Origin of the sequence: Ruegeria conchae, assembly GCF_000192475.1 — a bacterium.
GTDB classification, from domain to species: domain Bacteria; phylum Pseudomonadota; class Alphaproteobacteria; order Rhodobacterales; family Rhodobacteraceae; genus Ruegeria; species Ruegeria conchae.
Genome location: NZ_AEYW01000001.1, coordinates 87,786 through 109,351, shown reverse-complemented (window position 1 = coordinate 109,351; position 21,566 = coordinate 87,786). Strand labels below are relative to the sequence as shown.

The 21,566-nt window shown below is 53.6% G+C and carries 21 protein-coding genes; 5 read left to right on the top strand and 16 right to left on the bottom strand.

What is annotated here, in order from left to right:
* Nucleotides 1–26: 26 nt before the first annotated feature.
* From G7G_RS0100630 to G7G_RS0100560, 14 genes are all read right to left on the bottom strand, one after another.
* Nucleotides 27–1,823, bottom strand: a complete 1,797-nt coding sequence (locus G7G_RS0100630) for an IlvD/Edd family dehydratase (RefSeq protein WP_010437312.1) — start codon at nucleotides 1,821–1,823, stop codon at nucleotides 27–29.
* Nucleotides 1,824–1,986: 163 nt separating this feature from the next.
* Complete coding sequence (locus G7G_RS0100625) at nucleotides 1,987–2,754, bottom strand: HpcH/HpaI aldolase family protein (RefSeq protein WP_010437308.1); 768 nt, start codon at nucleotides 2,752–2,754, stop codon at nucleotides 1,987–1,989.
* Nucleotides 2,755–2,803: 49 nt separating this feature from the next.
* Nucleotides 2,804–3,604, bottom strand: coding sequence for an NAD-dependent epimerase/dehydratase family protein (locus tag G7G_RS0100620; protein WP_010437306.1), 801 nt, complete (start codon nucleotides 3,602–3,604; stop codon nucleotides 2,804–2,806).
* A 30-nt stretch (nucleotides 3,605–3,634) separates the two neighbouring features.
* The gene (locus tag G7G_RS0100615) at nucleotides 3,635–4,504 is read right to left on the bottom strand and encodes an amidohydrolase family protein (RefSeq protein WP_010437304.1); all 870 of its coding nucleotides are present in this window, start codon (nucleotides 4,502–4,504) and stop codon (nucleotides 3,635–3,637) included.
* Complete coding sequence (locus G7G_RS0100610; RefSeq protein WP_010437300.1) at nucleotides 4,501–5,640, bottom strand: mandelate racemase/muconate lactonizing enzyme family protein; 1,140 nt, start codon at nucleotides 5,638–5,640, stop codon at nucleotides 4,501–4,503. Before G7G_RS0100610 ends, G7G_RS0100615 begins: the two co-directional genes overlap by 4 nt.
* Nucleotides 5,637–6,290, bottom strand: a complete 654-nt coding sequence (eda, locus tag G7G_RS0100605; protein WP_010437297.1) for a bifunctional 4-hydroxy-2-oxoglutarate aldolase/2-dehydro-3-deoxy-phosphogluconate aldolase — start codon at nucleotides 6,288–6,290, stop codon at nucleotides 5,637–5,639. The genes G7G_RS0100610 and eda overlap by 4 nt, the downstream gene beginning before the upstream one ends.
* Nucleotides 6,291–6,612: 322 nt before the next feature.
* A complete protein-coding gene (locus tag G7G_RS0100595) occupies nucleotides 6,613–7,356 on the bottom strand; it encodes a ribonuclease activity regulator RraA (protein WP_010437293.1) in 744 nt (247 codons plus the stop codon).
* Between the two features lie 16 nt (nucleotides 7,357–7,372).
* The gene (locus tag G7G_RS22610; RefSeq protein WP_010437292.1) at nucleotides 7,373–8,296 is read right to left on the bottom strand and encodes a sugar kinase; all 924 of its coding nucleotides are present in this window, start codon (nucleotides 8,294–8,296) and stop codon (nucleotides 7,373–7,375) included.
* A gap of 72 nt (nucleotides 8,297–8,368) precedes the next feature.
* On the bottom strand, nucleotides 8,369–9,112 hold the full coding sequence (locus G7G_RS0100585) for an SDR family NAD(P)-dependent oxidoreductase (protein ID WP_010437290.1): 744 nt from the start codon (nucleotides 9,110–9,112) through the stop codon (nucleotides 8,369–8,371).
* A 54-nt stretch (nucleotides 9,113–9,166) separates the two neighbouring features.
* Nucleotides 9,167–10,039 carry an NAD(P)-dependent oxidoreductase gene (locus G7G_RS0100580; protein WP_010437289.1) on the bottom strand — a complete coding sequence of 291 codons (873 nt, stop codon included), beginning with the start codon at nucleotides 10,037–10,039 and terminating at the stop codon, nucleotides 9,167–9,169.
* A gap of 10 nt (nucleotides 10,040–10,049) precedes the next feature.
* Nucleotides 10,050–10,484 carry a GlcG/HbpS family heme-binding protein gene (locus tag G7G_RS0100575; RefSeq protein ID WP_010437288.1) on the bottom strand — a complete coding sequence of 145 codons (435 nt, stop codon included), beginning with the start codon at nucleotides 10,482–10,484 and terminating at the stop codon, nucleotides 10,050–10,052.
* Nucleotides 10,485–10,503: 19 nt separating this feature from the next.
* Nucleotides 10,504–11,790 carry a TRAP transporter large permease gene (locus G7G_RS0100570; protein ID WP_010437285.1) on the bottom strand — a complete coding sequence of 429 codons (1,287 nt, stop codon included), beginning with the start codon at nucleotides 11,788–11,790 and terminating at the stop codon, nucleotides 10,504–10,506.
* A 2-nt stretch (nucleotides 11,791–11,792) separates the two neighbouring features.
* Nucleotides 11,793–12,326: a TRAP transporter small permease gene (locus G7G_RS22605; protein ID WP_010437284.1), complete on the bottom strand. Its 534-nt coding sequence runs from the start codon at nucleotides 12,324–12,326 to the stop codon at nucleotides 11,793–11,795.
* A gap of 76 nt (nucleotides 12,327–12,402) precedes the next feature.
* Nucleotides 12,403–13,377 carry a TRAP transporter substrate-binding protein gene (locus G7G_RS0100560; protein ID WP_010437283.1) on the bottom strand — a complete coding sequence of 325 codons (975 nt, stop codon included), beginning with the start codon at nucleotides 13,375–13,377 and terminating at the stop codon, nucleotides 12,403–12,405.
* Nucleotides 13,378–13,699: 322 nt separating this feature from the next.
* Between G7G_RS0100560 and G7G_RS0100555 the strand changes: the two genes are divergently transcribed.
* Nucleotides 13,700–14,368: a GntR family transcriptional regulator gene (locus G7G_RS0100555; protein ID WP_010437282.1), complete on the top strand. Its 669-nt coding sequence runs from the start codon at nucleotides 13,700–13,702 to the stop codon at nucleotides 14,366–14,368.
* 24 nt (nucleotides 14,369–14,392) lie between these two features.
* Here the strand turns inward: G7G_RS0100555 and G7G_RS0100550 are convergent, their stop codons facing one another.
* Entirely contained in the window at nucleotides 14,393–14,911 is a 519-nt protein-coding gene (locus tag G7G_RS0100550; RefSeq protein ID WP_010437281.1) for a redoxin domain-containing protein, read from the bottom strand.
* Nucleotides 14,912–15,062: 151 nt separating this feature from the next.
* Between G7G_RS0100550 and G7G_RS0100545 the strand changes: the two genes are divergently transcribed.
* Nucleotides 15,063–16,415, top strand: coding sequence for a serine hydrolase domain-containing protein (locus tag G7G_RS0100545; protein WP_010437279.1), 1,353 nt, complete (start codon nucleotides 15,063–15,065; stop codon nucleotides 16,413–16,415).
* 306 nt (nucleotides 16,416–16,721) lie between these two features.
* Here the strand turns inward: G7G_RS0100545 and G7G_RS0100535 are convergent, their stop codons facing one another.
* Complete coding sequence (locus G7G_RS0100535; protein WP_010437277.1) at nucleotides 16,722–17,291, bottom strand: TetR/AcrR family transcriptional regulator; 570 nt, start codon at nucleotides 17,289–17,291, stop codon at nucleotides 16,722–16,724.
* A gap of 125 nt (nucleotides 17,292–17,416) precedes the next feature.
* Between G7G_RS0100535 and gntH the strand changes: the two genes are divergently transcribed.
* From gntH to G7G_RS0100520, 3 genes are all read left to right on the top strand, one after another.
* Nucleotides 17,417–18,610 carry a guanitoxin biosynthesis MBL fold metallo-hydrolase GntH gene (gene gntH / locus G7G_RS0100530; protein WP_010437275.1) on the top strand — a complete coding sequence of 398 codons (1,194 nt, stop codon included), beginning with the start codon at nucleotides 17,417–17,419 and terminating at the stop codon, nucleotides 18,608–18,610.
* 227 nt (nucleotides 18,611–18,837) lie between these two features.
* On the top strand, nucleotides 18,838–19,671 hold the full coding sequence (locus G7G_RS0100525) for a hypothetical protein (protein ID WP_010437273.1): 834 nt from the start codon (nucleotides 18,838–18,840) through the stop codon (nucleotides 19,669–19,671).
* A gap of 93 nt (nucleotides 19,672–19,764) precedes the next feature.
* Nucleotides 19,765–21,564 carry a hypothetical protein gene (locus G7G_RS0100520; protein WP_010437271.1) on the top strand — a complete coding sequence of 600 codons (1,800 nt, stop codon included), beginning with the start codon at nucleotides 19,765–19,767 and terminating at the stop codon, nucleotides 21,562–21,564.
* Nucleotides 21,565–21,566: the final 2 nt, after the last annotated feature.

The following is a 21,566-nucleotide window of genomic DNA, read 5'->3' as shown; positions in this document are numbered from 1 at the left end:
GGCTGCGTGCCCACAATATGTTGAATTCAGTGGTTGTCTCGAGGCTGTGACTTGCGCGCGATGTCGCGATAGGCGTCAGCATTGCGTAGGTTCATGCCCTTGTCAAAGGGTTGCACCAGATCACGGAAATACTGTTGCCAAGGAGATTGGCTCTCGGGCACGGGATAACCACCGTTGTGGATTAACTGTTCCTTGCGCCGCTCAAGTTCCGCATCGGAAATCAGAATGTTGACTGTGCAGGTGTTAAGATCAACGCGGATCCGATCCCCTGTTTGCAGAACTGCTAGGCCACCATTGTCGGCGGCCTCTGGTGCAGCGTTAAGGATTGATGGCGAGCCAGAGGTGCCAGATTGGCGCCCATCACCTATGCAGGGTAATTCCTGAACGCCTTGCTTCAAGAGATAAGATGGCGCACGCATATTCACGACTTCTGCTCCACCGGGATACCCTTTGGGGCCGGTTCCGCGCATAACGAGAATGCAACGGGTATCGATATCCTGAGAAGGGTCGTCAATGCGCTTGTGAAAATCTTCGGGTCCATCAAAAACAACTGCACGACCCTCAAACGCGTTGGGATCATCGGGATTGGAAAGATAAGCTTTTGCAAATTCTGGCCCGATGACACTGGTTTTCATCAACGCGCTGTCAAATAGATTGCCCTTTAGATTGATAAACCCTGCCTTGTCTTTCACCGGGGCATCAACAGATTTGATGACGTTGGAATTTGTGCTGCGCCGGCGCGTGCAGTTGTTGGCTATGCTGTGCCCGTTGACAGTTTTGGCCTCTGCATGAGGTAGGCGACCAGCTGCAATCAGCTCTGCGATCACGGCAGGAACACCGCCAGCGCGGTGGTAATCTTCACCGAGATATTCGCCTGCGGGCTGTAGATTGACCAAAAGTGGCACATTGTGCCCCAAAGCCTGCCAGTCATCATTGTCAAGCGACACACCTAGATGGCGCGCAATTGCATTTAGGTGAATAGGCGCATTGGTGGATCCGCCAATGGCGGAGTTAACCACGATAGCATTCTCAAAGGCCGCGCGCGTCATAATGTCAGACGGGCGCAGATCCTCCCACACCATTTCAATGATGCGTTGTCCGGTCTCATAGCTGATCTGACCGCGTTCGCGGTATGGGGCCGGAATGGCCGCCGCGCCTGGTAGCTGCATGCCGAGTGCTTCGGCCAAGCTGTTCATTGTGGTGGCGGTTCCCATGGTGTTGCAGTACCCCACCGAGGGAGCAGATGCTGCGGCGGCATCCATGAATTCATCAGCAGAGATTTCTCCGGCAGCAAGGCGTTCGCGAGCTTTCCAAATAACAGTGCCAGACCCTGCACGCTTCCCCTCGTGCCAACCATTGAGCATCGGCCCCACAGACAGAGCGATGGCTGGAATGTTGACCGTTGAAGCTGCCATCAGAAGAGCCGGTGTCGTCTTGTCACAGCCAATCATCAACACCACGCCATCAATCGGGTAGCCGTACAGCGTTTCAACCAAACTCAGGTATGCCAGATTACGGTCGAGCATGGCGGTGGGTCGTTTGCCAGTTTCCTGAATGGGATGGACCGGCACTTCGATGGCTGTGCCTCCTGCTGCGATGATTCCGTCGCGCACCCGTTTGGCGAGCTCCAGATGGTGGCGATTGCAAGGGCTTAGGTCGCTGCCCGTCTGTGCAATTGCGATGATAGGTTTACCGGATTGCAGTTCTTCGCGCGTGAGCCCGTAGTTGAGATAACGTTCCAAATAGAGCGCGGTCATTTCCGGATCGCTCGGATTGGCGAACCATTGACGTGATCTGAGGTTCTCGGGCTTAATACGCGACATGCGTGCCTCCTAAGTCTTGGTCGTGTGTCGGTTAGATCTTTCGACTTTTGAACATACCAAACAGCGCAAAGGCGGATCCTGATATTGGAGCCGCGCACAGTAGCGGAAACTTGTCTGGCTCCACGTTTTTGAAACGCGCTTCCCAAAGTTCACCGCCAACAGACTATGACAGTCCACCACGCACCTGGGCCAAAGCGTCTTTCGAAGCAGCAGCCATCAAACGGGCATCCGACGCGATTGTGACGAACTGGAACCCCATTTCGATGCGCTTCAAAGCGTATTCCGGTGTTCCGTTATGGCAGCCAGCGAACTTCCCATACTCTTTTGCCTTGGCGGCTATCAGTTCAATGGCCTCGGCCACGGGGGGCTCGACCTCATCGAATGCCGGGCGGCAACCTAAAGCCAGGGAAAGATCGGAAGGTCCGATGTACACGGCGTCGAGCCCTGGAACCGACAGTATGTCTTCAAGGTTGTCGAGACCTTGCAGAGTCTCGATCATCGCAAAGACGACGATCGTGTCATTGGCATGCTGCGGGTAGTCTGAACCTCCGTACAAGAGGCCTCGGGTCGGCCCAAGACTCCTTGTTCCGTTGGGCGGGTAGTGTGTCCACGCCACAAGATTCTCGGCATCTTCGCGGTTATTGATCATTGGGCAAATAACGCCGTAAGCCCCGGCATCGAGCACCTTCATCAAAATACCGGGCTCGAGCCACGGCACGCGCGTAACTGGGACGGTATCGGTTGTCGAAATTGCAGTGAACATCTCGACCGCCTTTTGGTAGTCGATTACGCCATGTTGGATATCAACAGTAAGCGTGTCCCATCCCTGATGCGCCATGGTTTCGGCCGAGAAACCGCTTGGGATCGCCAGCCATCCATTAACTACAGGCCGTCCGGCGGCCCAATGCTCTCTAATTTTGTTTGGTCGCATCAGTTTACCTTTTCAGAATGCCCACCCTTATGGGCTGATCGGATTGGAGCTATTCTTCAAGAATGCCCTGACCACAGAACTCTCCGCCCTGATAAACTGCGGAAACTTCGTCTTTCGCAGGTGGGGTGCATTCGGCATCGATACGGGCGCGAAACGTCTCGGAGTTGTCTTTTGGCTTCCAGCCCAGAAAGCTTGTTTCACGATTGTCCCACCAGGATGCGTCGTTGTTCGAAGCACCGTAGACAATCGGACATCCCAAGCGCGGAATAGTGAAAACACTCTCTATAAGAGATATCAGATCATCGTAACTCAACCAGGTTGCAAGCATGCGATGGTTCTTTGGTTCCGGAAAGGATGAACCGATGCGGACCAATGCCGTCTCGATCCCAAACTTCTCAAAATAGAGCCTTGCGAGAGCTTCTCCGAAGACTTTTGACACGCCATAAAGACCATCGGGCCTTACCTGTGCATTTGCATCAAGCCGCGTTGTCTGTTCGTGAAAGCCAATCGCGTGATTTGAACTGGCAAAGAAAATCCTCGGCGTAACCGACGATTTTCGGGCCGCTTCATAGAGATTGAATACACCGTCGATATTGGATTGTTTTATAGTTTCCCAAGGTGCTTCGATCGATTGCCCCCCCATGTGAACAATCCCATCGCACCCTTCAACCATGGCCTCAACCGCATCTTTGTCGCCCAAGTCGCAATACATAATTTCTTCATTTGCACCGGCGGGGCCCACATCCTCCCGCGCGCCAAGGCGAATCGTGGTAGCGAGGCCGTGTAAGCGAGACCGGCAAACCGACCCTAGTTTGCCGTCCGCGCCCGTAATCAAAAGTTTGTTTAGCATATTGTATATCTCACTTTTTGCAGGCGGCGATCACGTCGCTACAGATTGGAAACCGTATAGTTCTTCGGCGTTTTCTACGAGAGCGAGGTGACGCGCGCGGTCGTCTGGAAACCATTTCAGAACCGTGTCGAGCAACGCGGCGTCGTTAGGGTAGTCCGAGGTTTTTGTCGCCGAATTGTGAGGAAAATTCGTTCCCCACACAATGCGCTCGGGGGCATGGGCTGCCATGATCCTCGAAACTTTAGCTACGTCTGAATAATGCGGTTCGCCTTCGATGGAGGACTCATAGCAACCAGCAAACTTGAACCAGCATCTACCGCCGTCGACAAGGCGTTTGAGCATTCCGACTTGATCGCCATTAGGCGCGAGACCCCTTAAGAATTTGCCATGGTGGTCCAACACCCATCTGGACCGTAGTTTTGAGAGCCTCTCAACATGGTCCGAAATATCTGAGCCATCGAACTGAATCGCAATCATCCAGCCCGCGGCAAAAGCACGGGCATCGACCTCTTCGAGCTGGTTGAGACCAACCGCGCCCCCTGGCAGATCCACGATACGCGTCCCAACGGCCCCTCCATCCTTGAGCACTTCAAGTTCTGCGTCAGATGTCTCACCGTCTATTGCGGCGACCCCGCGTGCCTCCCCCCTGGTTTCATTGAGCGCTGCCAGCAAATTTGCATTGTTTGTCTGATGTGCATTTCCTTGCGTGATGACAAACCTGTCGATGCCAAGCCAGCCCATGACTTGGCGGTACTCTGATAACCCAGGCTGGCCCTCTGGTAGGCCGGGACCATTTGGCAGTGCTGGAAACCCGGAGAGATAGACGTGAAGGTGTGTATCAATGGCGCCTGCAGGCAGCATGATCTCAGGGGTACGGCCAGAGAAGCTGCGTTCGATCATTCGAGGTCTCCTATGGCGAACTCTGCCAATGCATTACGGTTTATCTCAATACCCAGACCCGGTTTGTTCGGAATTGCGATTACACCGTTTTCATGTTCGATCGGGTGGGTGACTATCGCCTGCCTGAATGGGTTGTGCGTTCGATCAAACTCAAAAATCGGTTCGATTGGATTGCGTCGTGGCGGGTCTGGTAGTAGGGCCGAAACAAACTGAAGGCTCGCAGCGATTTGCACCGCTGTTCCCCAAACATGCGGAACAACACGTACGCCGTGAAGAGCCGCCATATCAACGACCCGGCGCATCTCCGAAAAACCGCCAGTGCCACACAAGTCTGGCTGGGCGATATCGATACATCCTGTTTCCAAGGGCTCACGGAACGCAAATCTGCCATGCCAAGTTTCGCCGCCAGCAACCGGAATAGGTTGACCGGCGCGAACACGACGGTACGCGTCAAGTTGTTCTGGAATGACCGGTTCCTCGAACCAATCGATATCGAACTCTGCCGCACGGTTGCCCAGAATGATCGCTTCTTGGATCGAGTACCCGTGATTTGCGTCGATCATCAGACGAGTATGCGTTCCGATCGCTTCACGCACCGCCTTGATGACTGCAAGATCTTCTTCCACCCCAAAGCCAATCTTGATTTTAACTGCGTGGAACCCTGCAGCGACATGGGCTGCGCATTCCTCGGCATTGTCCGAAATACGATCGACCCCGTCGCGCCGAAATGACCCGGTCGCATATGCCTTTACTGTGTCCCGAACACGTCCCCCGAGAAGCACCGAAACCGGAACGCCAAAGTGGTGACCCTTGATATCCCACAAAGCGACATCAATTCCTGAAAGTGCGGTCATTGTGAGACCGCGCTGCCCTTGGTCTCGTAGGAGATTATACAGGCCTTGCCAGAGAACTTCCGTATCCAGCGGATTGCGGCCAATTAAATTGGGCGCATAGGCCTTTACGATCGCAGCGTTTGGCTGCGCTGGCCCCAAGCACTCGCCCCAACCCGTTGTTCCGTCGTCACAGATAATCTCGACCAAAACATGTTGGCGTCGCGTGAAACGAGTTGCTGCGCTCTCGAAGGCGGTCTCAAGCTTGTAGTCAAGAAGATGTGTATGAACCTCGGAAATCTTCATTTACACACCTCCAACTGGGCCGCGTCCCGAGCCAGAGTTTCGATACCCGCCCAATCACCCACGGCGATAAGATCTTTGGGCGCCACCCAACTGCCTCCAGCACAAACCACGTTCTTCTGCGACAGATATGAGCCTGCATTCGCCGCGCTGACCCCACCCGTAGGGCAGAAGGAAACCTGCGGCAAAGGCCCGCCAATAGCCTTGAGTGCCGATACCCCGCCCGAGGCCTCGGCTGGAAAGAACTTGAGCATATCATAGCCTCGCGCCAAAAGACGCATCGCCTCAGACGCAGTCGCGGCCCCGGGCAGGAGCGTCAATCCTTCGGCTTCACAAGCCGCAAGAATTTCATCGGTTGCACCCGGAGAGACACCGAAGGTAGCGCCGGCCTCTTTGGCGGCCCTAACATCTTCGGGGGTTATCAGTGTGCCAGCCCCCACATGTCCACCCGGGACGCCGCTCATGACCCGAACGACCTCGAGAGCGGCAGGGGTGCGCAACGTGACCTCCAGCGCGGGCAAACCGCCTGCGATTAGTGCCTTGGCCAATGGTCGGGCTGTTGCGACATCATCAACCACCAAAACCGGTACAATTGGCGCGAGCGAACAGATTTCTCGGGCCCGTAAACTCGCTGCCTTTGGAGAAACAGTCATCTGGACAAATTATCCTTTAGGTGGGTGCATCGTGTAACCGATCCGACTGTGAAGCGGTACGAGTTGCACAGCGCGTTTTCTAAGCCAGACGAGACAGTTAAAATTTTGGCGGCGGTCGCCGAGTTGTCAAGCAAGCCGGATTCCGTAAATTCAAACGCTGCAACAGCTGTCTCTCTCGGCGACCCGAATTCTTTGTTAATCCGTTTCTGCCCCAGTTCATTGCAGTAATTTAAGCCCAACGCGACGATCCTCTTAGCGGGTGAAACCTGAGGGGAATAGAATTTGTCCCTGTTTTGGACAATGCGTGGCTGCGATTCAGACATCAGTCAGAGAGCCGTGCGCGCCAGACCTCAAATCGTTCAAGAACGTCTGGGTCGGTTGCAGGATAAAGCCCGATTACGGGGGTGTTTTTTCGCACCTCTTCCAGAACGAAGCGTTCGAACAGCTCCATTGGGCCTGCCTCGATCGCAATGTCATCGGCAAGGTGACGAGGGATAATCATGACACCATCGCTGTCACCCAGAACGATGTCACCGGGATAGACCGCCACGCCGCCACACCCAATTGGCAAACCGATATCAACTGCATGATGTTTCGTAAGGTTGGTCGGGGCAGACGGTTTTGCAGCAAAGACTGGCATCTCAAGTGCTGCGGCACCGTCGGCGTCGCGAATGCCACCATCCGTGACAACGCCCGCTGCTCCGCGCATTTCCAGTCGCGTTAAAAGGATCGAACCTGCCGAGGCCGCCGTGGCGTCCTGCCGACAATCCATTACCAATACAGCGCGTTCAGGACATGTTTCCACGGCCACGCGCTGCGGGTGATCTGGCTCACGAAACGCCTCGATCGGATCGGTGTCTGGCCGTGCAGGAATGTAGCGCAGTGTAAAAGCCGGGCCCACAAGGGTGGGCTTGCCCTTGCCCAATGGGGCAACGCCTTGAACATAGGCGTTTTGATAACCGCGTTTGTAAAGCAGCGTTGCCACGGTTGCCGTGCTGACCTTTGACAAGCGATCAAGCGTATCCAGATGCAGTTTGATCGTTTCGGCAGGCTGAGGGTTCGGCATGGGCTGGATCCTTCTGCTAGGGCTGTAGGCAACTGTCGAGCAGGCTTTGGTTGATGGGAACAAGTGCACCTTTGCCTTGCACGACATGCCCTGCCAGTTTGCAGGCCAGCGCTATGCTGTCAGGCAAGGGTGTGTCCGTTGCCAGCCCCGCCAGAATGCCAGCGTTGAAACTGTCGCCTGCAGCAGTCGTATCCACAACCGAGGCCAGAGGCGGAACATGGACTGAGCCCTCTGCGCCGCCGGTACGATAAAGAACCGTTTCTGCGCCATTCTTGACAACGATCGTTTCCGCGCCCGCCCTTGCATAGCGCTGCAAAGTGGCCGCGGGGTCCTTGTCGCTGAACCAACGTGCCTCGTCCTCGAACGATGGCAAAGCGATATCGCTAACGGCGGCCGCTTGCATGATGTTCTCGGTCATCTCAGAGGGGCTGTCCCAAAGATGCGGGCGCAGATTGGGGTCGAAGGCAATCCGTTTTCCGGCGCGCCGCGCTGACTGAGCAACGTCGAGCAAGGCGGCGCGCCCATCAGGGTTCAAGATTGCCAGAGTGATGCCCGAGAAATAGATGAGATCTGATTGCGTCATGGCGCGGGCAAGTGCTTGCTTGTCTTGGGCCAACAGGCGTGCGGCCGACTGGCCGCGCCAATAGGTAAAACTGCGTTCCCCGTTGTTTAGCGTGATAAGATACAACCCCACTGAACGGTTTGGCACGATCCGCACCTGCTGGGTGTTGACCCCGCTTTCGCGCATCGCATCCAGCATACGGGACGAGATGGCATCATCTCCGACGGCGGTAAAATAGGACAAGGGCGTTTCGGGTGTGAGTTGGGCCAGATACCAAGCTGTATTGAACGTGTCTCCGGCGAACCCCATTTGATACGTGCTTGGCGCGTCAGTTGGGGCCATTTCGGCCATGCATTCACCTATCGCGAGAATTCGCATAATCCGGTTTCCAGTACTTCGAAGTTTGACAAACGGTAGCGTTCGACAATTAGGTAACCTGTTCTGCAGTGGTCACGAGAACAGCATCCCACCATTGATATCGACATTGGTCCCGGTCAGATAAGCCGAGTCCTCGCATGCCAGAAACACCACGAGGTTCGCAACGTCCTGAGACTGGCCTTGCCGCTTGAGCGGCGCAGCGGCTTCTAGCCCCCGACGGCCTGCATCGGGAGTATGGATGTTATGGAAATCCGTGTCGATCATGCCTGGGCAGATTGCGTTGACACGGATATCAGGACCCAGTTCTTTTGCAAGACTACGGGTGAGCGTCATGACCCCGCCTTTTGACGTTGCATAAGCCGACGCACCCGGGCCACCACCGTCGCGACCCGCCTGACTGGCGATGTTTACAATGGCCCCGGATTTCATATGCAGCAGTGCCGCTTTGACCATAAGAAACGTGCTGGTCAGGTTGAGATCCATGACAGCCTGCCAATGCTCAAGCGACATCTCGGCGATTTTCTTGCGCGCGATCAAACCTCCGGCATTGTTCACCAGAATGTCCAGGCTGCCATAGGTATCGACCGTCTTGGCGATCAACGCATCGACCTCTTCGGGTTTGTTCAGGTCGCCTTGCATTGCAAACGCCTGTCCACCGATCTTTTTGATCTCGGCTACGGTTTCCTCGGCGCCGGCACTACTGGCGAAGTAGTTCACCGCGACATTCACCCCTTCGGCGGCGAGTTTGACAGCGCAGGCGCGCCCGATATCGCGGCCACCACCTGTGACAATTGCGGTCTTTCCCTGAAGTCTCATGGTTGTTCTTTCCCGTTCAATTGGTGCTGCTATGCGTGGCTGATGGATCTGACGCTAAAGCTTGGCAAAATAGTCGAAGATTTCCGGCACGTTGCCGTCGCCCATACCTGCGTCCGCGGCTGCCTGAAGGTTGTTCGCGGTTCCTTCAGCGATCTCGGCACGAGTGCCCACGTCCTCGGCCAGCTTCAGGAAGTAACCAAGATCCTTGTTGGCGTTGTTAATCGAAAACCCCAAATCGCTGACACCATCCACCGCGTAGTTCTTACAAAACTGCATAAAGGGGGAATTGGACGGTCCAGCTGACATGATGTCAAAAAGCTGCTGCTTGTTTACCCCTGAGCGTTCAGCCACAGCAAAGGCTTGGCTCATGGTGCAAGCTGTCGTCATACCCATAAAGTTGTTGATGAGCTTGGTCACATGGCCCGCACCCAGTTCGCCGAGGTGAAAGACATTTTCCCCCAGTACATCCAGGACAGGTTTCACCTTCTCAAAGGTGGCTATATCGCCCGCTGCCATGATGTTCAGCAAACCATCCTTGGCGTGCGCGGGTGTGCGTCCCAGCGGCGCATCAATCATACCAGCACCTTTTGCGGCCAAGTCTGCGCCGATTTTGCGTGTGGACGCTGGGATCGAAGTGCCAAAGTCAATGACCACAGCACTATCTTTGATGCCTGCCAGGATGCCGTCATCTCCGTAGATCAGGCTTTCGACGACATCCGATGTTGTTACACAAAGCATCACGATATCGCTGTTTTCAGCAAGCTCTCGTGGCGTTTTAACCTCTACAGCACCGCGGTTGACCGTGGCTGCGACGGCTTCCTTGTTCCGACCCATAACAACCAGATCAAAACTGTTGTTTTGCAGGCACTCTGCCATGTTACCGCCCATAAGACCGAGGCCGATGAAACCGATGACGGGTTTTGTCATATCTGACTCCTTAAACTCTTTCCAATTGGGCTTCGCAGAGCGCCGTGACCCCTGCCTGCGCAACTTCGAGATCCTGAGCTGGCGAGCCCGAGCTGACACCGATCCCGCCAACCACCTGTCCGTCGACGGTCACGGGAAGGCCACCTGCAACGGTCACCATTCGTCCGCCGAGCGTTGAGGAAATTCCGTGTGCGGCCATGCCAGGCTGATTTGCTTCACCAAGAGCATCGGTTCCTTTTTGGATACCGGTTGCAGTGAAACTCTTGTCGATGGCCAAAATGATGCTGGTAATCTTGCCACCATCCATCCGCTCAAACGCGATGAGGTTGCCGCTTTCGTCTGTAACGGCAATACACATCGGTACACCGATTTCCTGCGCCTTGACTCGCGCTCCTGCGATCAACTTGCCCGCGTCATCGATGTCCAGGCGTCTTATTGTCAGCATCGCCTCATTCTCCTTTGATTTAGGGACCAATGATCAAGTTCGGCAGTGTCAGCGATATTGCCGGTACAAAAGTGATCAGCATGAGCGCGGCGAAGATGGCGAGGTAGAAAGGCCAAATCGTTTTGACCGCTTTCTCCATCGGTAGTTTTCCAACAGCACACCCCACAAAGAGACAGGTCCCGACAGGTGGTGTGCAAAGACCAAGACCGAGGTTCACCAAAAGGATCATGCCGAACTGTAGCGGGTCGATGCCCAGCATGTTCATCACCGGCAGGAAAATCGGTGTGCAGATCAGGATCAACGCGGCCATGTCCATGATCATCCCCAAGAGCAACAGCACAGCGTTGATCATCAACAAGATTAGGATCGGGTTTTCTGTGATACCCAACAGGAATTCGACTGTTTTTGTCGGCACCCGGTTGAACGTCAGCATATAGGCAAAGGCACCGGCGCAGGCGATCAGGATCATCACCATAGACGTTGTGCGCACCGAAGAGATAACGGCGGTTTTGAAGTTTTCCCAGGACAGGCTGCGATAGACAATAAGCGTCACCACAAAGGCATACATTGCCCCGAACGCGCCGGATTCCGTGACCGTAAAGACGCCTGACAAGACCCCTCCAACAATGATCACGGCCGTCAACAAGCCAGGGATCGATCCAACAAAGGCGATGGCCAGTGCGGTCCAACCCGGAAACTGTTCGGCCTGATAGCCGCGCTTGACCGCCACGACATAGGCGGCAATCGCAAGGCAGCAACACATAAGGACACCGGGCACAACACCGGCCAGGAACAGTTTTGAGATTGAAACTGCACCGCCTGTTGCAAGGGCAAAGATGATCATGTTGTGGCTGGGTGGGATGATGATGCCGGCAATTGATGATGTCACTGTGACGTTCACCGCATAGTCGGCATCATAACCTTTGTCTTTCATCACCGGGATCAGGATTGACCCAAGCGCCGAGATATCTGCAATTGCCGATCCGGAAATGCCACCAAACAACATGGACGAGAAGACATTGACGATACCAAGCCCACCGCGCACAGCGCCTACGGCGGCCTGCGCAAACCGAACCAACCGGATCGCGATTCCACCGTGAAACATCAGCTCGCCCGCAAAGATAAAAAACGGGATCGCCATTAGGGAAAAGACGTTGATCCCGGACACGATACGCTGGAACCCAACAAACATCGGCAATCCTTCAAACCAAAAGGAAGCCAATGCAGCGATACCAAGGGCGTATGCCACTGGAGCGCCGATGATGACACATAGGGCAAAAACCCCCAACAGAATCATGAGTCCCATGACTATCCCTGATCTATGTTGTCTTGGCGTTCGTCTCGGCCCAGAAACAGGCGGATCAGATGGCCAGTGGAAAAAAGGAACACCAACGCGCCGCTGATTGTCAGTGGCAAGGAGCGCAAGCCCTCTGACCATTGGATGAGCGGGATCAGGGTGTTCCATTTGAATATTGTCAGCTCGATCCCGTACCAAAACATCATGCCACCGAAACCTGCCATCAGGACATCAGTGAGCACGACGAAAACCGTTCGCACAGAGGGTGGGACTAAATTGCGGAACACGACAACAGAGAGGTGCGTGTGATTGTGCACACCCGCAGCCGCTCCGAGAAACGCGATGACCATAACCAAAAGCAGTGAAACCTGCTCAACCCAAGTGGGCGTGTTGTTCAGAACGTAGCGACCGAACACCAGCCAAGCAAAGATCGCAGTCATAACGACAATGGCGATGCCAGACAGCAACATGCAAACTCGTGCGAGCAGATCAAGAATCCTGTCCATGTTGCGCATGGCGGCAGGGGCGGTATCGGGCTCTTGCATTGGATTTCCTCTGAGACAAAACGCCCGGCATCCAATTGGCGGAGCCGGGCGCTCAAAGTTGAACTGTTAAGACAACTTATTCAGTGGCTTGCGCCATTTCCACCAACGCTTTCATATCAGGATTTGCAGCCAAGTAGTCTGCATAAACCGAATCCATTGCGGACTGGAATGGGCCTTTGTCGGCGATTTCATTGACGGTGATGCCGGCCGCTTCAACATCTTTACGCGCTTGTTCAGAGCCAATTGCCCAAAGCTCACGCTGGACCAATGCGGCTTCTTCTGCGGCACCGCGCACAGCGGCTTGCAATTCAGGAGACAGCGCATTGAATTTGGCCGTGTTCACGCAGATGCACTCGGGGATAATCAGGTGCTCGGACAAAGAATAATTTGTGGTCACTTCATAGTGACCGACATTCTTGAACGACGGGAAGTTGTTCTCCGCACCATCAACAACGCCGGTTTTCAGCGCTTGCTGAACTTCGGAGAATGCCATTGGAGACGGGTTACCGCCCATAGCTGAAATCATAGATGTATAAAGATCGTTGTTCATCACACGGATTTTCAGACCTTCGACATCTGCGGGCGTGTTGATCGGCTTTTGGCTGTAGAAAGAACGCGCACCGGCATCAAACCATGCCAGTGGCAGAACGCCTGCTTCACCCATCGCAGCTGAAACAACCTCACCGGCGTCGCCGTCCAGCACGCGGAACATGTGCGGCACATCTTTGAAGATGAAAGGAAGCGATACAAGGTTAGCTTCTTTCACCATTGGGCCAATAGGACCGAGGTTGAAGTTACCGACCTCGATTGCGCCGATACGAACCTGTTCTAGGGCATCCGGTTGGGAACCAAGAACACCACCGTGGAACACATCGACGGTAACTTCGCCGTCTGTAGCGGCGTCAACCAGTTCGGCAAACTTGTCCATTGCAGCCGTGTTGGGATGGCCGTCGTTGTGGATATTCCAGGCTCGCCAGTTTTCGGCTGAAGCTGACGTTGCAATGAATGCCACAGCGGTCGCAGTTGCAAAGAACGATTTCGTGAAAGTCATGGGTTCTCCTCCCCGGTTATTTTTGGACAGGATTTGGCTTTCATGGAATTTCAGAGACCGTAAGCCACGTAGCTTTCGATTTCCCCCAAGAACCAGAATCGCTGCTGCCCTTAAAGGGACACTAGTATCCCAGTTATGTCAACTGTAGGCTTTTAGTATGTCAGATTGCTTGACAGTCGAAAGCGCAGGGCATTTGATAGGTGACAGGCCTACATTGGTTCACTCAAGCAAAACAAAATAGAATATTCTATTTGTTTCAATGCCATAACAGTGGATCTGTAATTTGAAACGTGACTAAGACAGAGGGCGCAAGCAACATACCGTGGAAGAAATTGTCAGACGAACCACAACCGATGCGGTCTATGAAGCGCTACACGACGAGATCGTTTCGCTTGAAATTCTTCCCGGTACAAAGCTATCCGAAACAGAGGTAGCCAGCCGATTCGGCGTATCACGCCAACCTGTTCGCAACGCATTCACAAGGCTCGGCAACGAAGATCTGCTCTTAATACGACCACAAAAGGCGACCGTAGTTCGAGGGTTTTCTATGGAGCGTGTGGCTCTCGCGCGATTGGTTCGAATGGCGGTGGAGCTAGAGATCGTCCATCGAGCAATGGAAGTTTGGGACGCAGCAAGTGAAGCAAGACTTGAAGAAAATCTCGCCTTACAAGAGCAGGCGATCAGTGACGGTGATCTATCGGCGTTTCACTCGCTGGACTATGATTTTCACAAACTGATCTACGTGCTCAGCGGCAATCCGATGGCATTTGATGTAATGCTAGAATCCAAGCAAAAGGTTGACCGGCTTTGTATGCTCAGTCTTGAAAAGGGCAGTGCCGCAGACGCCATCCTCGCCGATCACCGAGAGATTGCAGAGACCATGGCGGCAGGAGACCATGACCAAGCGCAAGCCGCTGTCAGAAAACACCTGTCCCGCCTCGACGAAACAATCGACTTCATTCACAAGACGCACCCAGGCTACTTTGAGTAACCGAGGCCATGCGATCTGGTCGTCTCAGGCCGTTCCTCGTTCCGGACGATCATTATCAATATTGAATTTCATGCCGTCCAAAAGCTCTTCCAAATCGGGACGTGCCGCAGGGCCGTTAGAGATATCGGCCAGCATCAGCGTCCCATTCGGACGGATGGCAAACGCGCCAGGTTCGGCGAACAGACCCGTCGTTTCTGCATCAGATAGAGGCGATGACACGTAAAGACCAAGCGCGCGCATTTGCGCTTCAGTCATTCCATAGCAAAGATCAAAATCCCAGCCGAATTCTGCTTTGTCTGCCGCAGCTTTTTCTTTGTTGTCGGCAGAGACAACGATAACGTCCATAACGTCAGCCCATGCTGACAGCGCCACATTCAACTTGTTCAAGAAGCGCTTGCAGCGAGGACAATGCTTGCCTCGATAAACAAACAACATGGTCCAGCGGTCTTTTTGTTGACCGATCGTAACCTTGTCATCAGACCCCAGCCTTAAAAAACTCATTTGCTCGATTTGCGCGCCGACATTTGGTTTGGCTGAGGTCATGAGTCGTTCCTTTCTTCTACAAACCCAAGGTCCGCTGAGCGGACACTGCTGCCGTTGAATGGTGATCTGAAAATGGCCGCTCTGGTTTACTTTGCGATCTGGTCGGTAAAAGCTTTCTTGACGAACGGTTTACGAGGGAGATACTTCATTTATGAGAAACCAAAATGATCATCGTCGCTCTCCTGCAACGTCCCTTCTCGCCTTGCTCATCGGGCTAACTATCTTTGTCAGCCCTACAGCCGGGCAAGAAGCCGAGCCACAGCGTTCCGACTTCACAATTCCGGCGGACTTGAAGTCTGTCACAGAAGGCCGAGACGGCTTTTCTGCTGAGCAGAGCCAGTCCTATCGACAAGCCTATGACGGGGAAACTCTGACCACGTCCGGTGATGCCGGCAGCTATGCAGCGTCTCGCCTTAGCGAGAACCTGCCAACAGCAATTGTGCATCGCTATGGGCCAGTTTCAGAACTCAGCTACCAGCCTATGCCTGAAGTTGGTGATGTCAGGGCGACAACCATTCTCGGCACGATGACATTGAACGAGATGATCCAAGACGAAAGGTCTCGACTCAAAGCAATCGCCGTTATCCACAAGGGACAGATCGTATTCGAAGAGTATGTAGGCATACGCGACTGGGACAATCACCTCTGGGCCTCTGCAACCAAGATATTGGTCGGAACTCTTGCACACATCGCCAACGAGCAAGGTCTGATCAACCTTGATGAAACGGTATCCCACTATGTACCTGAACTCGGAGACACACCTTGGGCAGATATCAAGGTGGCTGATGTTCTCCACCAGCGATCCGGTCTTGATATCAGCGAAAGTCGGTTGGGTAGCTCACCGGACCACCCAGTGAGTCTGTTTTACGCCATTGGTTTTGGTGACCCCAATATCCCAGAGGGTCTGTCACTCCTGGAAGCGCTGAAGCGCGTCGAGGTTGATGTAGAACCCGGTAGTCGTTTTGAGTACGCGTCTCTCAACACTTACGTTACAACGTTGATCTTGCAGAAAGTTACAGGGAAGCCTTTCGAAGACCTCGTAACCGAACACATCTGGAGCCAAGCAGGCATGGAGGGTGACGGGGTCCTCGGCCTTACTGTCAGTGGAGAACCTTCTTCTCCGGGGGCGTTCGCCGCCAGACTTCGTGATCTGGCCCGCTTCGGAATGCTTTTCACCCCGAGCTGGGACGTTGTCGCAGAAAAACAAGTGGTTTCAGAGGACTATTTTGCAAAGGTCCAAGCCGCCGCCGATCCCGCCATCTATGGCGAAGACTACATGAGCAAGCGCCTCCTCAACGACTTTGGCGAAGACGGCTTTGGCGCTTCCTACCAGTGGGATGCTGTTTTCCCAGATGGAGACATGTACAAATCAGGGAGAACTGGTCAGTGCCTCTATGTGTCCCCTGAGACTGACACAGTAGTGGTCTATTACTCGTCCTCTTACCAAGCAGAGGTTTGGGTTCACGCCTACGCCCGCGAAATCGTTCAACAACTGTTCAGATGAGTTGGTTCAAAGGTGAGTTGGGACGTTGTGAAGCCTAAGTTCACCGCCGAGCAGAAAACTGGCATGTTGGGCTCATGTCGCAAGTTCGCCGCGCCAGGCATGAACGGCTGTTTTCCGAGATCAGGGCCGTTCACCTGGTCAGGCTTGGACTGGCAGTGAGGCGGGACAAAGCAAACCTTGACGACTTCAGGCCGAACGTCGGCTTCTAGGTTTTCTTGCGCGCGACCTTTCTGCGGCGCATTTAGGAAAATCGTTGGTCCGTTTCCAGCAAACATCCAATTCCGGGCAATAGCCTGACTTCTTCTTCTATTTTCCAATAAGAATTGCGTGTTCCCGTTCTATAACCTTTTCCCAGTCGCCTTGCGCTTTCAGACCGGTCGAAGAGTCTCCCATGAGCGAAGTGACCATTAGTCTTCCACGCGCTTTCGCTTCCTCTTTCGAGAAACCGGCCTGTTCAAACATCCAGGCGGCAAACTGGAAGCGTTTTCCGATGGTTCTTTGATACGCTTCTTGCACTTTTTCATCAGTTTTTGCCCAGACTGACACGGCGTGATCCGGCAAGGCGGCGTCCTCTTCAATGACCTTTTTCATAAGAAGAAGAATGCGTTCTTCCGGGGGGCCGCCAAATGTCTTTGCCTTTGTGATCACGTTGTCAGTCAGTTCCTGTTCCCAATATCTGAGAACCTCATCCAAAAGCTCACTGACGTTCTTGAAATGCCAGTAAAAGCTGCCGCTAGTCAGGTTCAGTCGCTTTGCCATTGGCACGACCTTTATCGCGGCTACGCCGCCCTCGTTGAGTACTTTGTAGGCCAGCAATATCCAGTCTTCCTTGGTCGCGGCGTTTTTTGGTGAGTTTCGAGTGTTAGATTCTGACATTCAGATTGCAGCATTCTTCATTTGACATAGAGCAGTCTATGGTTCTACCGTAGAGATGTCTATGGTGAATGAGGGGTTCACGAATTCGTGTTCTCTTAAGAGGCTTCGCTTTGAAGGGGGGATCAATGAATAACTTAATGAAAACCGCAGCCGGCACATTGATGGCCTTAGGTATGACACTGGCTGGCACAGCCACGGCGCAAAACGCCTTGCCGACAGGTCGGAGTGCCAGTGCAATCGAAAACGGTGTTTATCCCGCGTCTTACTTCCCTAACACTGAAATCCTCGGCGCGGATGAAATGCGTATCACGGCATTGGGTACAGGGATGCCAAACCAAACCAAGGCCGCAGTTTCTATTTCGTTTTATGTGGAACTTGGGAATGGGGACGTCTTTCTGTTTGATGTAGGAACTGGCGCAACGGGAAACCTGTTTTCGCTGCGACCGGACTTTGCAAAGGTCGACAAGGTCTTCTTCAGCCATTTGCATGTTGATCACGTTGGAGACTTCATGGGCCTCCACGTTGGGGGTTGGCTTTCGGGCAGATATACCCCGCTCCGCATCTTCGGCCCGTCCGGATCAGAGGATGAACTGGGCACCAAAGCCTATGTCGAGGGTATGTCCAAAGCCTATGCCTGGGATTTGGCCACGCGAACGGGCGCACTGCCGGACGATGGAGCAAAGCTTGATGTCACCGAATTCGACTACATGCAGGAAAACGAGATCGTCTATCAGGAAAACGATGTCACGATCCGGTCCTGGCCAGCGATCCACAGCCTTGATGGTTCCGTGAGCTACTCTCTGGAATGGAATGGGCTGAAATACGTCTTTGGTGGCGATACGTATCCGAACAAATGGTATGTCGAATATGCCAAAGGCGCGGACCTCGCTTCTCACGAGGCGTTTCTACCACCGGATGCGCTAGCCCCTTATTTTGGCTGGGACATGAAACAAGCGACTTATGTAGCTACGCGCGTTCATACGGAACCTGCGGCTTTCGGCAAAGTTATGTCCGCTGTCAAGCCACGCATGGCCCTAGGGTATCACTCTGTTCTTTCGCCCGAAAACTATCAGGCAATCCTGGAAGGTGTCCGTTCGACATACGATGGACCGCTCACGCTGGCGCGAGATCTACAGGTGATCAACGTAACTAAGGATCAGATCGTTGTTCGAGAAGCGAGTGTTGATGACTATGCGTTGCCACCAGCTGTAAGCGACGAGTACATCAATGCCCCGCGTTCAAAAGAAAAAGAACCGTCGGACAAAGTCAAAGCGGGAAAATGGGAGGGTTACACGCCACCGCCAATGCCGGATCAATAACAACCCGGCAATCTGCAATCGTTTGACTGTAAAACTGGCTGTGCGAGACCCACAAGCATTAGGTTGTCGCCCGGACAAAGTTATCTGGTTGCCGAAGCGGCGGAGACTTGTGTGCTCAGAAACCGAATTGAGCATGTCACTAAGGACGAATTCAAATACCACCTCACGCATGGCGTATCCCCTCACTGCGATGCGCCATGCAGTCATCTAGGGAAGGGGAGGTTCCAATGGTATCCACAAAGTACGTGCTTGTATTGATCGCCTTCGCTTTCACTGTCATTGCCGGTAAGTTGTCTGCCCAATCCATAACGTTGAGCGAAGACGACGGCGATGAATGGCAGTACTCTTTAACGGCTTATGCCTTTGTTCCGCTTGAAACGTCGGGAACTTCGGAAATTGCTGATACCGAAGTCGAGCTGGACTTGGGAATAAGTGAAGTGTTCGAGGTATTGGATTTCACTTTGGCTGGGCGCGGTGAAGCCTGGCGGGGTGATTGGGGAGTGATCGCGGACTTCTATACTGTCAAACTTGGTCCGGGCGGTACACTTCAATCTCCTGGCGGTGGGTCTTTGGACGTTGGCATTGATATCGATCAACATTGGGTCAGTGTGCTGGGAGCCTATCGGTTCTCCCGTGGCACCTATGGACCCAAAAACAGACGCTTTTCCTGGGACGCCAGCGCTGGCATTCGATGGAACAGCATAACACAAAAGGTCAGCGCAGTTGCCAATATCGACATCGGACCCAGCGTCGGTGTGCAAAACTCGTTAGGAGGCACTGAAACATGGTTTGAGCCAATCGTTGGGATACGAGGCGCGTATGAGGTTGCCGACAAATGGTCGGTCTTTGGACGAGCGGAAATTGGCGGTTTCGGAGTCGAAGGGGATAACCTCCAATACACATTGGTACTTGCCGCGGATTGGCAGGTGTCCAGCGCAATTTCGCTTTCGTTTGGATATCAGTATTACAGCATCGATTTCGAAACGGAACGATCTGATGGAGCCTTTGTATACGACATCTCACAACACGGCCCATATCTGGGACTGACTTACAATTTTTGATGATCATAGAACCGGATTCGATTGGACTGTGACATTAGCCCAACTCACATCGCCGTCGCGAGCAGAATCCAAGAGAGTAGCTGACGTTCAAGGGTGAATGACATTCAGGTCTGGAACTTTCTTTATCGACTATTCCTGATGCTTGGCCTTTTGGCTTCGAGCACACCGATTGTTTCGGCGGATGTGGTTCTGACAAACGGATCGGAAGTCGCATCCAATATTGCCATCTTTCACGTTAAGGATAACGGCGTTTTTCTCGATCTAGAAATCGATCTTGATGATGTGTCGAAATTTGCAGACTTGGTACCCAAGGCTTGGTTGCTCCGCCACATGAGGGATGATTTGGGATCACCGCAAGCTTCTGAACACACTGATCGTAGAGGACTATCAATCGCCAGTGGGAGTGAAGGGAAGCTTTCGGCAGAAATCAGAAAGATAGAATACCGAAAGCGCATAGACCGGGCCTCGCCGCTCGCAGGTCAGCGCGATCCATTCTCGGGTCAAATTGTTCCCAGCCCGCCAACAGATCCGCGTGTTTTGTTCGTCGAAGTGTTCTTTCCGTTTCAAAACTCAGTTCCCAAGGAGCTGACTATTATGCCTCCATCGCGGGATGGTGAATCCTTGGTGACAATCGGGATGCAGGTTATTGACCGAGAGGTTCCGGTCACGGATTTCAGTTTCTTGGCAAAGCCGGCAGAGTTAAAAATTCACTGGCCTGACCCATGGGAAACCCGATTTTCCGCTGAAAGCCTGAATCGAAAAGCCCAGGACGGAACATCAACATTTCTTTATATCGAACCTCGTGAAGTTCGGCATGAGACGCTGATCCGCTTGCGTGAACTGGCGCCTTGGATTGGTGAAACTTTCGACGTAGGGCAGACACTTTCGCCACAGCGTAGCGCCTTGATAGTAAACCAGGCAGCGCCCTTCCTAGCTTCTCGTAACCCGGTGACAATTGATGGCAAAGCAGTGCAACCGTCAAACGCAACAGCAAAACTCCTGGAGCTGACATCGCAGGGTTTTCAGGTTGTCGAGCCTGGAAAGGAAGTGTCTGTGAACAATGCGTTTATCGGCGCTATCCTGTCTTTCTCATCGGCAGACCTTCCCGATCAGGTGACCGTCACATGGGATATGTTTGACGAGGAAATTTCCCGCGTTGCGACCATTTCAAACGATATCGCCGGGCCATTCTTTGGAGCTGTGACGCCAGCAGACCCTCAGTTTCATTGGCAGAACCACTTGCTCCAATACGAAAGAGGATCTGTCACTCAGATTCCAGTTGAGCAGCAGACACGGCAGAACCCGGCAATGGCTTTGATCACCGGGATTATCAGCGCTGTCTCACTTGGTTTCTTCCTGCTGTGCAGGGGCAAAGTTGCAAAGCGCATCAGTTGCGTAACCATGATTGCCGCAACATCGGCAACTGTCGCATTTTCGGGATATTTGCCGGATTTACTTTGGAAGAAGCCCGAGCCCCCTGAGCCGCAGGTTGCGGAAGATATACTGCGCTCGATGGTCGAAAACTTGAACACGGTGACGCTGGAAACTTCACCGGCAGCAAGAAAGGCAGAGCTGGCCCACATTGTAACGGCAGCGTCTCTGAGTGACATCGCAACAGAGGTGGAACGTGGTCTCGTGATCCGAACGCCAGGAGGCAGTCTTGCGACAGTTACCGATATTAGAGACCTGAATTTAGAGCGCGTTGACCCGACCCTCAAACCGGGTGGATTTAGCACTCTGGCCAAATGGACAGTGAAAGCCCAAGGCGGTCATTGGGGGCACGCCCACATACGCGCCGTTACGTTTCGGGTGCTGGCCGAAGTTGTACCTGAATCCGGGCAATGGAAGCTGGATGGATTAACTGTAATCGAGGCTCGCGATCCAAATGCATAAGT